The following is a 14,710-nucleotide window of genomic DNA, read 5'->3' as shown; positions in this document are numbered from 1 at the left end:
CAGCTTCTCGCGTTTTTTGTTTATTTCGATGGTCGCGTAGGCCGTCCCCCAATTCAGGAATTGAGTCATGTCTCTGACTAACGAACAAATCATCGAAGCAATCGGCCAGAAATCCGTAGTGGAAATCGTTGAGCTGATCAAAGCGATGGAAGAAACCTTCGGTGTTACCGCTGCTGCTGCTTCGGCTGGCCCAGCTGTAGCTGCTGCTGCTGTTGAAGAGCAAACCGAGTTCAACGTTGTTCTGCTGGAAGCTGGCGAGAAGAAGGTTAACGTGATCAAGGCAGTTCGTGAACTGACCGGTCTGGGCCTGAAAGAAGCCAAAGAGAAAGTAGACGGCGCTCCTCAGGTTGTAGCTGAAGGCGTTTCGAAAGAAGCTGCTGAAGACGCCAAGAAGAAGCTGGAAGAAGCAGGCGCTAAAGTCGAGCTGAAATAAGTATCGACTTTGCTCCTCCAGCCCGAGCGTCAAGCGACAGGCTGATGGCTGGTGGCTCTTGCCACCGGCCTTTTTCCGTTATTGGCAGCCGACTGGGTCGGTGCTGATAACGAGCTGTAACCACCCGATGCGGTGGCGCAAACCATGGGGTTTGCACGATTTTCTGGCTGCTCCCGTCGGGAGGGGCCAAACAAGCAGGTGACCAAGCTGGGGAACGCTGATGGCTTACTCATATACTGAGAAAAAACGTATCCGCAAGGACTTTAGCAAGTTGCCGGACGTCATGGATGTGCCTTACCTCCTGGCCATCCAGCTGGATTCGTATCGTGAATTCTTGCAAGCGGGAGCGACTAAAGATCAGTTCCGCGACGTGGGCCTGCATGCGGCCTTCAAATCCGTTTTCCCGATCATCAGCTACTCCGGCAATGCTGCGCTGGAGTACGTCGGTTATCGCCTGGGCGAACCGGCATTTGATGTCAAAGAATGCGTATTGCGCGGTGTAACTTTCGCCGTACCTTTGCGGGTAAAAGTGCGCCTGATCATTTTCGACAAAGAGTCGTCGAACAAAGCGATCAAGGACATCAAAGAGCAAGAAGTCTACATGGGTGAAATCCCCCTGATGACTGAGAACGGTACCTTCGTAATCAACGGTACCGAGCGTGTAATCGTTTCCCAGTTGCACCGCTCCCCGGGCGTGTTCTTCGACCACGACCGTGGCAAGACGCACAGCTCCGGCAAACTGCTGTACTCCGCGCGCATCATTCCTTACCGCGGTTCGTGGCTGGACTTCGAGTTCGACCCGAAGGACTGCGTATTCGTACGTATCGACCGTCGTCGCAAGCTGCCGGCCTCGGTTCTGCTGCGCGCGCTCGGCTATACCACCGAAGAAGTGCTGGATGCTTTCTACACCACCAACGTATTCCACGTTAAGGGCGAGACCCTGAGCCTGGAGCTGGTGCCTCAGCGCCTGCGCGGTGAAGTTGCTGTCCTCGATATCCAGGATGACAAAGGCAAGGTAATTGTCGAGCAGGGTCGTCGTATCACTGCCCGTCACATCAACCAGCTGGAAAAAGCCGGGATCAAAGAGCTGGACGTGCCTCTGGACTACGTCCTGGGTCGCACCACCGCCAAGGTCATCGTGCATCCGGCTACCGGCGAAATCCTGGCAGAGTGCAACACCGAGCTGTCGACTGAAGTCCTGGCGAAAATCGCCAAGGCCGGCGTCGTTCGCATCGAAACGCTGTACACCAACGACATCGACTGCGGTCCGTTCGTCTCCGATACTCTGAAGATCGACTCCACCAGCAACCAATTGGAAGCGCTGGTCGAAATCTATCGCATGATGCGTCCAGGTGAGCCGCCAACCAAAGACGCTGCCGAAACCCTGTTCAACAACCTGTTCTTCAGCCCTGAGCGTTATGACCTGTCTGCGGTCGGCCGGATGAAGTTCAACCGTCGTATCGGTCGTACCGAGATCGAAGGTTCGGGCGTGCTGTGCAAGGAAGATATCGTCGCGGTACTGAAGACTCTGGTCGACATCCGTAACGGTAAAGGCATCGTCGACGACATCGACCACCTGGGTAACCGTCGTGTTCGCTGCGTAGGCGAAATGGCCGAGAACCAGTTCCGCGTTGGCCTGGTACGTGTTGAGCGTGCGGTCAAAGAGCGTCTGTCGATGGCCGAAAGCGAAGGCCTGATGCCGCAAGACCTGATCAACGCCAAGCCTGTGGCTGCGGCGGTGAAGGAGTTCTTCGGTTCCAGCCAGCTCTCGCAGTTCATGGACCAGAACAACCCGCTGTCCGAGATTACCCACAAGCGTCGTGTTTCTGCACTCGGCCCTGGCGGTCTGACTCGTGAGCGCGCGGGCTTCGAAGTTCGTGACGTACACCCGACTCACTACGGTCGTGTCTGCCCGATTGAAACGCCGGAAGGTCCGAACATCGGTCTGATCAACTCCCTGGCTGCTTACGCTCGCACCAACCAGTACGGCTTCCTCGAAAGCCCGTACCGTGTGGTGAAAGAGGGTGTGGTTACCGACGAGATCGTGTTCCTGTCCGCTATTGAAGAAGCCGATCACGTGATCGCGCAGGCTTCGGCGACCATGAACGACCAGAAAGTCCTGATCGACGAACTGGTAGCCGTACGTCACCTGAACGAGTTCACCGTCAAGGCGCCTGAAGAAGTCACCTTGATGGACGTTTCGCCGAAGCAGGTAGTTTCGGTTGCAGCGTCGCTGATTCCGTTCCTCGAGCACGATGACGCCAACCGTGCGTTGATGGGTTCGAACATGCAGCGTCAAGCTGTACCAACCCTGCGTGCTGACAAGCCGCTGGTAGGTACCGGCATGGAGCGTAACGTGGCTCGCGACTCCGGCGTTTGCGTCGTGGCTCGTCGTGGCGGCGTGATCGACTCCGTTGATGCCAGCCGTATCGTGGTTCGTGTTGCCGATGACGAAGTTGAAACCGGTGAAGCCGGTGTCGACATCTACAACCTGACCAAATACACCCGCTCGAACCAGAACACCTGCATCAACCAGCGTCCGCTGGTGAGCAAGGGTGATCGCGTTCAGCGTAGCGACATCATGGCCGACGGCCCGTCCACCGATATGGGTGAACTGGCACTGGGTCAGAACATGCGCATCGCGTTCATGGCATGGAACGGCTTCAACTTCGAAGACTCCATCTGCCTGTCCGAGCGTGTGGTTCAGGAAGACCGCTTCACCACGATCCACATCCAGGAACTGACCTGCGTGGCTCGTGACACCAAGCTTGGCCCAGAGGAAATCACTGCGGACATCCCGAACGTGGGTGAAGCTGCACTGAACAAACTGGACGAAGCCGGTATCGTTTACGTAGGTGCTGAAGTTGGCGCAGGCGACATCCTGGTAGGTAAGGTCACTCCGAAAGGCGAGACCCAACTGACTCCGGAAGAAAAACTGCTGCGTGCGATCTTCGGTGAAAAAGCCAGCGACGTTAAAGACACTTCCCTGCGTGTACCTACCGGTACCAAAGGTACTGTCATCGACGTGCAGGTCTTCACTCGTGACGGCGTTGAGCGTGATGCTCGTGCCTTGTCGATCGAGAAGACCCAGCTGGACGAGATCCGCAAGGATCTGAACGAAGAGTTCCGCATCGTTGAAGGCGCGACCTTCGAACGTCTGCGTTCCGCTCTGGTAGGCCACAAGGCTGAAGGCGGCGCGGGCCTGAAGAAAGGTCAGGACATCACCGACGAAGTACTCGACGGTCTTGAGCATGGTCAGTGGTTCAAACTGCGCATGGCTGAAGATGCTCTGAACGAGCAGCTCGAGAAGGCTCAGGCCTACATCGTTGATCGTCGCCGTCTGCTGGACGACAAGTTCGAAGACAAGAAGCGCAAACTGCAGCAGGGCGATGACCTGGCTCCAGGCGTGCTGAAGATCGTCAAGGTTTACCTGGCAATCCGTCGTCGCATCCAGCCGGGCGACAAGATGGCCGGTCGTCACGGTAACAAAGGTGTGGTCTCCGTGATCATGCCGGTTGAAGACATGCCGCACGATGCCAATGGCACACCGGTCGACGTGGTCCTCAACCCGCTGGGCGTACCTTCGCGTATGAACGTTGGTCAGATCCTTGAAACCCACCTGGGCCTCGCGGCCAAAGGCCTGGGCGAGAAGATCAACCGGATGGTCGAAGAGCAGCGTAAAGTCGCTGAACTGCGTACCTTCCTGGACGAGATCTACAACCAGATCGGCGGTCGTAACGAAGATCTGGACAGCTTCTCCGATCAGGAAATCCTGGATCTGGCGAAGAACCTGCGTGGCGGTGTTCCAATGGCCACTCCAGTGTTCGACGGTGCCAAGGAAAGCGAAATCAAGGCCATGCTGAAACTGGCGGACCTGCCAGAAAGCGGCCAGATGCAGCTGACCGACGGCCGTACCGGCAACAAGTTCGAGCGTCCAGTTACCGTTGGCTACATGTACATGCTGAAGCTGAACCACTTGGTAGACGACAAGATGCACGCGCGTTCTACCGGTTCGTACAGCCTGGTTACCCAGCAGCCGCTGGGTGGTAAGGCACAGTTCGGTGGTCAGCGTTTCGGGGAGATGGAGGTCTGGGCACTGGAAGCATACGGTGCTGCTTACACTCTGCAAGAAATGCTCACAGTGAAGTCGGACGATGTGAACGGCCGGACCAAGATGTACAAAAACATCGTGGACGGCGATCACCGTATGGAGCCGGGCATGCCCGAGTCCTTCAACGTGTTGATCAAGGAAATTCGTTCCCTCGGCATCGATATCGATCTGGAAACCGAATAACACGTGACGCGATCGAGAGCGGGGCAGGATTGCCCGCTCTCTGCTCCGCCAGGAGGAAAGGCCTTGAAAGACCTACTGAATTTGCTGAAAAACCAGGGTCAAGTCGAAGAGTTCGACGCCATCCGTATCGGATTGGCCTCGCCTGAGATGATCCGCTCGTGGTCGTTCGGTGAAGTTAAAAAGCCGGAAACCATCAACTACCGTACGTTCAAACCCGAGCGTGACGGTCTGTTCTGCGCCAAGATCTTTGGCCCGGTAAAGGATTACGAGTGCCTGTGCGGTAAGTACAAGCGCTTGAAGCATCGTGGTGTGATCTGCGAGAAGTGCGGCGTTGAAGTTGCACTGGCCAAGGTTCGTCGTGAGCGCATGGCGCACATCGAACTGGCTTCGCCGGTTGCCCACATCTGGTTCCTGAAATCGCTGCCGTCCCGTATCGGCCTGCTGATGGACATGACCCTGCGTGATATCGAACGCGTTCTCTACTTCGAGAGCTATGTCGTTATCGATCCGGGCATGACCACTCTTGAAAAAGGTCAGCTGCTGAACGACGAGCAGTACTTCGAAGCGCTGGAAGAGTTCGGTGATGACTTCGACGCCCGCATGGGTGCTGAAGCTGTCCGTGAACTGCTGCACGCTATCGACCTGGAACACGAGATCGGCCGTCTGCGTGAAGAAATTCCGCAAACCAACTCCGAAACCAAGATCAAGAAGCTGTCCAAGCGTCTGAAGTTGATGGAAGCCTTCCAGGGTTCCGGCAACCTGCCAGAGTGGATGGTGCTGACCGTTCTGCCGGTTCTGCCGCCAGATCTGCGTCCACTGGTCCCGCTGGATGGCGGTCGTTTCGCGACTTCCGACCTCAACGATCTGTATCGTCGAGTGATCAACCGTAACAACCGTTTGAAGCGCCTGCTGGATCTGTCCGCTCCGGACATCATCGTGCGCAACGAAAAGCGTATGTTGCAGGAAGCTGTCGACGCACTGCTCGACAACGGTCGTCGTGGCCGCGCTATCACCGGTTCGAACAAGCGTCCTCTGAAATCCCTGGCTGACATGATCAAGGGTAAGCAAGGTCGTTTCCGTCAGAACTTGCTCGGTAAGCGTGTTGACTACTCCGGTCGTTCGGTAATTACCGTAGGCCCGACCCTGCGTCTGCACCAGTGCGGTCTGCCGAAGAAGATGGCTCTCGAGCTGTTCAAGCCGTTCATTTTCGGCAAGCTGGAAATGCGTGGTCTGGCGACCACCATCAAAGCGGCCAAGAAAATGGTCGAGCGCGAGCTGCCGGAAGTTTGGGACGTTCTCGCTGAAGTGATTCGCGAACACCCGGTTCTTCTCAACCGTGCACCGACCCTTCACCGTCTGGGTATCCAGGCGTTTGAACCGGTACTGATCGAAGGTAAGGCTATCCAGCTGCACCCTCTGGTCTGCGCCGCGTATAACGCCGACTTCGACGGCGACCAAATGGCCGTGCACGTACCGCTGACGCTGGAAGCCCAGCTCGAAGCGCGTGCGTTGATGATGTCGACCAACAACATTCTGTCGCCAGCCAACGGTGAGCCAATCATCGTTCCGTCGCAGGACGTTGTATTGGGTCTGTACTACATGACTCGTGAAGCGATCAACGCCAAGGGCGAAGGTCGTGTGTTCGCGGATCTGCAGGAAGTTGACCGTGTGTTCCGTGCCGGCGAAGCCGCACTGCACGCCAAGATCAAGGTTCGTATCAACGAAACCGTGAACGATCGTGATGGCAACAGCGTGAGCGGTACCCGTATCGTCGACACCACTGTCGGCCGTGCGCTGCTGTTCCAGGTTGTGCCAAAAGGTCTGTCGTTCGACGTCGTCAACCTGCCGATGAAGAAAAAGGCGATCTCCAAGCTGATCAACCAGTGCTACCGCGTGGTTGGTCTGAAAGAGACCGTGATCTTCGCTGACCAGTTGATGTACACCGGTTTTGCCTACTCGACCATCTCCGGCGTTTCCATCGGTGTTAACGACTTCGTTATCCCGGATGAAAAAGCCCGCATCATCGGTGCAGCCACCGACGAAGTGAAAGAGATCGAAAGCCAGTACGCCTCCGGCCTGGTAACCCAGGGCGAGAAGTACAACAAAGTGATCGACCTTTGGTCGAAAGCGAACGACGAAGTCTCCAAGGCGATGATGGCCAACCTCTCGAAAGAGAAAGTCATCGACCGTCACGGCGTCGAAGTCGATCAAGAGTCGTTCAACTCGATGTACATGATGGCTGACTCGGGTGCGCGGGGTTCCGCAGCACAGATCCGTCAGCTGGCCGGTATGCGTGGTCTGATGGCCAAGCCGGACGGTTCCATCATTGAAACGCCGATTACTGCGAACTTCCGTGAAGGTTTGAGCGTACTTCAGTACTTCATCTCCACTCACGGTGCTCGTAAAGGTCTGGCGGATACCGCGTTGAAAACTGCGAACTCCGGTTACCTGACTCGTCGTCTGGTAGACGTTGCGCAGGATCTGGTTGTAACCGAGATCGATTGCGGCACCGAACACGGTCTGCTGATGACTCCGCACATTGAAGGCGGTGACGTTGTAGAGCCGTTGGGTGAGCGCGTATTGGGTCGTGTTATCGCCCGTGACGTATTCAAGCCGGGTACCGAGGACGTCATCGTTCCTGCTGGCACCCTGGTAGACGAGAAGTGGGTCGAGTTCATCGAGCTGAACAGCATCGACGAAGTGATCGTGCGTTCGCCGATCAGCTGCGAAACCCGCTATGGCATTTGCGCCAAGTGCTACGGCCGTGACCTGGCTCGTGGTCACCAGGTGAACATCGGTGAAGCGGTCGGCGTTATCGCTGCCCAGTCCATCGGTGAGCCGGGTACCCAGCTGACGATGCGTACGTTCCACATCGGTGGTGCGGCAAGCCGTACTTCCGCAGCCGACAGCGTTCAGGTGAAGAATGGCGGTACCGTCCGTCTGCACAACCTGAAACACGTTGAGCGTGTGGATGGCAACCTGGTTGCTGTGTCCCGTTCCGGTGAGCTGGCAATCGCTGATGACTTCGGTCGTGAGCGCGAGCGTTACAAGCTGCCGTACGGTGCTGTGATTTCGGTTAAAGAAGGTGACAAGGTCGACGCTGGCGCAATCGTGGCCAAGTGGGATCCGCACACTCACCCGATCGTTACCGAAATGAAAGGTACCGTGACCTACGTGGGCATGGAAGAAGGCATCACGATCAAGCGTCAGACTGACGAATTGACCGGTATGACCAACATTGAAGTACTCGATGCCAAAGACCGTCCGGCTGCCGGCAAGGACATCCGTCCTGCGGTGAAGATGGTCGATGACAACGGCAAGGATCTGTTGCTGCCAGGCACTGACGTTATCGCTCAGTACTTCCTGCCAGCCAACGCCTTGGTCGGTGTTGCGGACGGTGCGAAGATTGCGATCGGTGATGTTATCGCTCGTATCCCGCAAGAAACTTCGAAAACCCGTGACATCACCGGTGGTCTGCCGCGTGTTGCCGACCTGTTCGAAGCCCGTCGTCCGAAAGAAGCGTCGATTCTGGCTGAAGTCAGCGGCACCATCGCGTTCGGTAAAGAGACCAAGGGCAAGCGCCGTCTGGTCATCACTCCGAACGACGGTAGCGATCCGTATGAAGAGCTGATTCCGAAGTGGCGTCACCTGAACGTGTTCGAAGGCGAACAGGTAAACCGCGGCGAAGTTATCTCCGACGGCCCGAGCGATCCGCACGACATCCTGCGTCTGCTGGGTGTGAGCGCGCTGGCCAAGTACATCGTTAACGAGATCCAGGACGTTTACCGTCTGCAAGGCGTGAAGATCAACGACAAGCACATCGAGACCATCCTGCGTCAGATGCTGCGTAAAGTTGAGATCTCCGAGTCCGGCGATTCCAGCTTCATCAAGGGCGACCAGATGGAACTGACTCACGTACTGGTAGAGAACGAGCGTCTGAACGCGGAAGACAAGTTTGTCTCCAAGTTCACCCGCGTTCTGCTGGGTATCACCAAGGCGTCGTTGTCGACCGAATCGTTCATCTCCGCGGCTTCCTTCCAGGAAACCACCCGCGTACTGACCGAAGCGGCCGTAACCGGCAAGCGCGATTACCTGCGCGGCCTGAAAGAAAACGTGGTCGTGGGTCGTCTGATCCCGGCTGGTACCGGTCTGGCTTATCACAGCGAGCGTAAACGTCGCCGTGATGCAGACAAGCCGTTGCGCGTAAGCGCCAGTGAAGTGGAAGCTGCACTGACCGAAGCGCTGAACTCGAGCGGTAACTGAGTTCTGCGAAAAATGAGCTAAGGCCCTGATCGAACCGTTCATCGAATCGAGACAATTTGTCGAGGTTCGACGAGCGGGGAGGTCGGGGCCTTGCCTTGACTGGGGACAAGATCCTCTTTAGACTCTTGATCCCCTAAATTTGGCGGGAATTCGTTCCTGCCATTTTGCTTTTCTTGCAAGACAATAGCGTCGCAAGACAACAGTGGAGCTAGTAGATGGCAACTATCAACCAGCTGGTACGTCAGCCGCGTAAGCGTATCGTCGAGAAATCCGACGTACCTGCGCTGCAGAACTGCCCGCAACGTCGTGGCGTGTGCACCCGTGTGTACACCACTACGCCGAAAAAACCTAACTCGGCACTGCGTAAAGTATGCCGTGTGCGTCTGACCAACGGTTTCGAGGTTTCCTCGTACATCGGTGGTGAAGGCCACAACCTGCAAGAGCACAGCGTGGTACTGATCCGCGGCGGTCGTGTAAAAGACTTGCCAGGTGTTCGTTACCACACCGTTCGCGGCTCCCTGGATACTTCCGGTGTTAAAGGTCGTAACCAAGGTCGTTCGAAGTACGGTACCAAGCGTCCGAAGTAATCGGCCGTTTTGCAGATTTTCATTTTATTGAGTCGATAAGAGTAAGGTCGGGCGCGCATCCTCTGGATCTGTCCCGAGCTAACCTGAAGACCGTTTGAGGGCTTATCAATGCCAAGACGTCGCGTAGCAGCAAAGCGTGAGATTCTGGACGATCCGAAATACGGAAGCCAAATCCTCGCCAAATTCATGAACCACGTTATGGAAAGCGGCAAGAAAGCCGTTGCCGAGCGTATCGTTTATGGTGCCCTGGAAACCGTTGCGACCCGTAAGGCTGGCACCGATCCCCTGGAACTCTTCGAAAAAGCACTCGACGCCATCGCTCCGCTGGTCGAAGTGAAGTCGCGCCGCGTTGGTGGTGCTACTTACCAGGTTCCGGTCGAAGTTCGTCCGTCCCGTCGTAACGCTCTGGCAATGCGCTGGTTGGTAGACTTCGCCCGTAAGCGCGGCGAGAAGTCTATGGCTCTGCGCTTGGCTGGCGAGCTGCTGGATGCTGCTGAAGGTAAAGGTGCTGCTGTTAAGAAGCGTGAAGACGTGCACCGTATGGCCGAAGCTAACAAAGCTTTCTCGCACTACCGCTTCTAATTTTAGCTTCACTAATTTTGCGAGGGCTTTATGGCTCGTACTACTCCGATTAGTCGCTACCGTAACATCGGTATCGTCGCTCACGTGGATGCTGGTAAAACCACCACCACCGAGCGCGTCCTTTTTTACACTGGCAAAAGTCACAAAATGGGCGAGGTGCATGACGGCGCCGCGACCACAGACTGGATGGTTCAGGAGCAGGAGCGTGGTATTACCATTACTTCTGCTGCCATTACCGCCTTCTGGAAAGGTTCCGAGAAGCAGTACGCTCACGAGCATCGCTTCAACGTAATCGATACCCCGGGCCACGTAGACTTCACCATTGAAGTAGAACGTTCCCTGCGCGTACTCGACGGCGCTGTCGTTGTGTTCTGCGGTACTTCGGGTGTTGAGCCTCAGTCGGAAACCGTATGGCGTCAGGCCAACAAATACGGCGTTCCACGTCTTGTTTACGTAAACAAGATGGACCGTGCTGGTGCCAACTTCCTGCGCGTGATCGGTCAGATCAAACAGCGTCTGGGTCACACTCCGGTGCCGATCCAGCTGGCTATCGGTTCGGAAGACAACTTCCAGGGCCAGATCGACCTGATCAACATGCAAGCCGTTTACTGGAACGACTCTGACAAGGGTATGGTTCCGGTTCGCAAGGAAATTCCTGCGGACATGGCTGAGCTGGCTGCTGAGTGGCGCAACAACATGGTTGAGGCTGCTGCCGAAGCCAACGAAGACCTGATGAACAAGTACCTGGAAGGCGAAGAGCTGTCGATCGAAGAGATCAAGGCTGCTCTGCGTGCACGTACTATCGCCGGCGAAATCGTTCTGGCTGTTTGCGGTTCTTCCTTCAAGAACAAGGGTGTTCCCCTGGTTCTCGACGCCGTTATCGACTTCCTGCCTGCTCCGACCGACATTCCTGCTATCAAGGGTTCCAACCCTGATAACGAGGAAGAGGAAATGGAGCGTCACGCAAGCGACGACGAGCCGTTCGCGGCCCTGGCGTTCAAGATCGCTACCGACCCATTCGTGGGTACCTTGACCTTCGTCCGCGTTTACTCGGGCGTGTTGAACTCCGGCGACGGCGTGATCAACTCGGTTAAAGGCAAGAAAGAGCGCGTGGGTCGTATGGTGCAAATGCACGCAAACGCCCGTGAAGAGATCAAGGAAGTGCGCGCTGGCGACATCGCGGCCCTGATCGGCATGAAGGACGTCACCACTGGTGAAACCCTCTGCAACGCTGACAAGCCAATCATCCTGGTTCGCATGGACTTCCCGGAGCCGGTTATTTCGGTTGCCGTAGAGCCTAAGACCAAGGATGACCAGGAAAAAATGGGTATCGCTCTGGGCAAGCTTGCTCAGGAAGACCCGTCTTTCCGCGTTAAAACTGATGAAGAGACTGGTCAAACGATCATCTCCGGCATGGGCGAGCTGCACCTGGACATCCTGGTTGACCGGATGCGCCGTGAGTTCAACGTCGAAGCCAACATCGGCAAGCCTCAAGTTTCGTACCGTGAGCGCATCACGAAGAACTGCGAAATCGAAGGCAAGTTCGTTCGTCAATCCGGTGGTCGTGGTCAGTTCGGTCACTGCTGGATCCGTTTTGCTCCTGCTGACGAAGGTCAGGAAGGTCTGCAATTCGTGAACGAAGTAGTAGGTGGTGTGGTTCCTAAGGAATACATCCCGGCTATCCAGAAGGGTATCGAAGAGCAGATGAAGAACGGCGTTGTTGCCGGCTATCCGCTGATCGGCCTGAAGGCTACCGTGTTCGATGGTTCTTACCACGACGTCGACTCCAACGAGATGGCGTTTAAAGTGGCTGCTTCCATGGCGACCAAGCAACTGGCCCAGAAGGGCGGTGGTGAGCTGCTTGAGCCGATCATGGCGGTAGAGGTTGTTACGCCTGAAGACTATATGGGTGATGTGATGGGCGACCTTAACCGTCGTCGCGGCATGATCCAGGGTATGGAAGACACAGTGTCCGGCAAGGTTATCCGTGCCGAGGTTCCACTGGGTGAGATGTTCGGTTATGCGACCGACGTCCGTTCCATGTCCCAGGGTCGCGCAAGCTACTCTATGGAATTCAAAAAATACGATACGGCTCCGTCGCACATCGTCGAATCCGTTACCAAAAAACAAGGCTGATTCAGCCCCTTTAGGCTAGGAGTTAATTGTCGTGGCTAAAGAAAAATTTGATCGTTCCCTACCGCACGTAAACGTTGGCACCATCGGTCACGTTGACCACGGTAAAACCACTCTGACCGCTGCTCTGACTCGCGTCTGCTCCGAAGTTTTCGGTTCGGCCGTAGTTGAATTCGACAAGATCGACAGCGCTCCAGAAGAAAAAGCTCGTGGTATCACCATCAACACCGCGCACGTTGAGTACAACTCGACTATTCGTCACTACGCTCACGTTGACTGCCCAGGTCACGCTGACTACGTGAAGAACATGATCACCGGTGCTGCCCAGATGGACGGCGCGATCCTGGTTTGCTCGGCCGCTGATGGTCCGATGCCACAAACCCGTGAGCACATCCTGCTGTCCCGTCAGGTAGGCGTTCCGTACATCGTGGTTTTCCTGAACAAGGCTGACCTGGTAGACGACGCTGAGCTGCTGGAACTGGTTGAGATGGAAGTTCGCGACCTGCTGTCGACCTACGACTTCCCAGGCGACGACACTCCGATCATCATCGGTTCGGCTCGTATGGCGCTGGAAGGCAAAGACGACAACGAAATGGGCACCACTGCCGTTCGTAAACTGGTTGAAACTCTGGATACCTACATCCCTGAGCCAGTTCGTATGATCGACAAGCCATTCCTGATGCCAATCGAAGACGTATTCTCGATCTCGGGTCGCGGTACTGTTGTGACTGGTCGTATCGAGCGCGGTATCGTTCGCGTTCAAGATGCTCTGGAAATCGTTGGTCTGCGTGACACCACCACCACCACCTGCACCGGTGTTGAGATGTTCCGCAAGCTGCTGGACGAAGGTCGTGCTGGCGAGAACTGCGGCGTGCTGCTGCGTGGCACCAAGCGTGACGACGTTGAGCGTGGTCAGGTTCTGGTTAAGCCGGGTTCGGTTAAGCCGCACACCAAGTTCACCGCAGAAGTTTACGTTCTGAGCAAGGAAGAAGGCGGTCGTCACACTCCGTTCTTCAAAGGCTACCGTCCACAGTTCTACTTCCGTACTACTGACGTGACTGGTAACTGCGAGCTGCCAGAAGGCGTTGAAATGGTAATGCCAGGTGACAACATTCAGATGACTGTTACCCTGATCAAAACCATCGCGATGGAAGATGGTCTGCGTTTCGCTATCCGTGAAGGCGGTCGTACCGTCGGCGCTGGCGTCGTAGCCAAAATCATCGAGTAATCTCTTTTTTGAGATAGCTTTGATGAGTTGAAAAAGCCCCCGCTTAGCGGGGGCTTTTTTATTGGGTTGACACCTATCTGGGGCGTCTATAGAATTGCGCCTCCTTTTAACGGGCGTATTGCGCCCGGTGGGAATAGCAGCCGGAGTCTGAAATCCAATGCAAAATCAGCAAATCCGTATCAGGTTGAAGGCTTTTGACCATCGCCTGATCGACCAATCAACCCAGGAAATCGTGGAAACCGCGAAACGTACTGGTGCTCAAGTGCGTGGTCCAATTCCACTGCCTACCCGTAAAGAGCGGTTTACCGTTCTGGTTTCCCCGCACGTCAACAAAGACGCGCGTGACCAGTACGAAATCCGCACTCATAAGCGCGTTCTGGACATCGTCCAGCCAACGGATAAAACCGTTGATGCACTTATGAAGCTTGATCTTGCGGCCGGTGTGGAAGTGCAGATCAGCCTCGGCTAAGACTCGGTCTTAGTCGTGTAACGCTCTGAAATGGGCGGCCATAGCGGGTGAAAGCCCCGTACACTCATGAGGTTTACAACATGACTATTGGTGTAGTCGGTCGTAAAGCGGGTATGACCCGTATTTTCACCGAAGAAGGTGTCTCCATTCCGGTCACGGTCATTGAGATCGAGCCGAATCGCGTCACCCAGTTCAAAACTGAAGAAACCGATGGCTATCGTGCAGTGCAAGTCACTGTCGGCGAGCGTCGTGCTTCCCGTGTAACAGCTGCTCAGGCTGGCCACTTCGCTAAAGCGAACGTTGCCGCTGGTCGTACCGTAATGGAATTCCGCCTTGAAGAAGGCGAGTACCAGGCCGGCGATCTGATCAACGCTGAAATCTTCGCCGCTGGTCAACTGGTTGATGTAACCGGTCAGTCCAAAGGTAAAGGCTTCCAGGGTACGATCAAGCGTTGGAATTTCCGCGGGCAAGATAACACCCACGGTAACTCCGTATCCCACCGCGTCCCAGGCTCTATCGGCCAGTGCCAGACTCCTGGTCGTGTATTCAAGGGCAAAAAAATGTCCGGTCATATGGGCGCTGAGCGCGTGACCGTGCAGTCCCTGGAAGTAGTGCGCGTGGACGCTGAACGCAATCTGTTGTTGGTCAAGGGTGCTGTTCCTGGCGCTACTGGCGGCAACCTGGTTGTACGTCCAGCAGCCAAGGCTCGCGGTTAAGGGGA

The 14,710-nt window shown here is 55.9% G+C and carries 9 protein-coding genes; all 9 read left to right on the top strand.

Going from position 1 to position 14,710, the window contains the following annotated elements:
* Positions 1-67: 67 nt before the first annotated feature.
* Positions 68-433, top strand: a complete 366-nt coding sequence (gene rplL, locus IF199_RS27035) for a 50S ribosomal protein L7/L12 (RefSeq protein WP_007962228.1) — start codon at positions 68-70, stop codon at positions 431-433.
* A gap of 220 nt (positions 434-653) precedes the next feature.
* Positions 654-4,727: a DNA-directed RNA polymerase subunit beta gene (rpoB, locus tag IF199_RS27030; RefSeq protein WP_096823077.1), complete on the top strand. Its 4,074-nt coding sequence runs from the start codon at positions 654-656 to the stop codon at positions 4,725-4,727.
* A 63-nt stretch (positions 4,728-4,790) separates the two neighbouring features.
* Entirely contained in the window at positions 4,791-8,990 is a 4,200-nt protein-coding gene (gene rpoC / locus IF199_RS27025; protein ID WP_096823078.1) for a DNA-directed RNA polymerase subunit beta', read from the top strand.
* A gap of 215 nt (positions 8,991-9,205) precedes the next feature.
* Positions 9,206-9,577 carry a 30S ribosomal protein S12 gene (gene rpsL / locus IF199_RS27020; RefSeq protein WP_003186084.1) on the top strand — a complete coding sequence of 124 codons (372 nt, stop codon included), beginning with the start codon at positions 9,206-9,208 and terminating at the stop codon, positions 9,575-9,577.
* A 108-nt stretch (positions 9,578-9,685) separates the two neighbouring features.
* A complete protein-coding gene (rpsG, locus tag IF199_RS27015; protein WP_007916467.1) occupies positions 9,686-10,159 on the top strand; it encodes a 30S ribosomal protein S7 in 474 nt (157 codons plus the stop codon).
* 30 nt (positions 10,160-10,189) lie between these two features.
* Positions 10,190-12,295, top strand: a complete 2,106-nt coding sequence (gene fusA / locus IF199_RS27010; RefSeq protein ID WP_096823079.1) for an elongation factor G — start codon at positions 10,190-10,192, stop codon at positions 12,293-12,295.
* 31 nt (positions 12,296-12,326) lie between these two features.
* On the top strand, positions 12,327-13,520 hold the full coding sequence (gene tuf / locus IF199_RS27005) for an elongation factor Tu (protein WP_024014521.1): 1,194 nt from the start codon (positions 12,327-12,329) through the stop codon (positions 13,518-13,520).
* A 157-nt stretch (positions 13,521-13,677) separates the two neighbouring features.
* Positions 13,678-13,989 carry a 30S ribosomal protein S10 gene (gene rpsJ, locus IF199_RS27000; RefSeq protein WP_003186070.1) on the top strand — a complete coding sequence of 104 codons (312 nt, stop codon included), beginning with the start codon at positions 13,678-13,680 and terminating at the stop codon, positions 13,987-13,989.
* A gap of 80 nt (positions 13,990-14,069) precedes the next feature.
* Positions 14,070-14,705, top strand: a complete 636-nt coding sequence (gene rplC, locus IF199_RS26995; protein ID WP_007955641.1) for a 50S ribosomal protein L3 — start codon at positions 14,070-14,072, stop codon at positions 14,703-14,705.
* Positions 14,706-14,710 lie beyond the last annotated feature (5 nt).

The organism is Pseudomonas allokribbensis (assembly GCF_014863605.1).
GTDB lineage: Bacteria > Pseudomonadota > Gammaproteobacteria > Pseudomonadales > Pseudomonadaceae > Aquipseudomonas > Aquipseudomonas allokribbensis.
Note: the sequence above shows the minus strand (reverse complement) of the source record. Positions and strands in the feature narration are given on the sequence as shown.

Excerpts from the sequence above, each read along its gene's own strand:
- rplL (WP_007962228.1), top strand. The coding sequence starts at position 68 with ATGTCTCTGACTAACGAACAAATCATCGAAGCAATCGGCCAGAAATCC.
- rpoB (WP_096823077.1), top strand. The coding sequence starts at position 654 with ATGGCTTACTCATATACTGAGAAAAAACGTATCCGCAAGGACTTTAGC.
- rpsL (WP_003186084.1), top strand. The coding sequence starts at position 9,206 with ATGGCAACTATCAACCAGCTGGTACGTCAGCCGCGTAAGCGTATCGTC.
- rpsG (WP_007916467.1), top strand. The coding sequence starts at position 9,686 with ATGCCAAGACGTCGCGTAGCAGCAAAGCGTGAGATTCTGGACGATCCG.
- fusA (WP_096823079.1), top strand. The coding sequence starts at position 10,190 with ATGGCTCGTACTACTCCGATTAGTCGCTACCGTAACATCGGTATCGTC.
- rpsJ (WP_003186070.1), top strand. The coding sequence starts at position 13,678 with ATGCAAAATCAGCAAATCCGTATCAGGTTGAAGGCTTTTGACCATCGC.
- rplC (WP_007955641.1), top strand. The coding sequence starts at position 14,070 with ATGACTATTGGTGTAGTCGGTCGTAAAGCGGGTATGACCCGTATTTTC.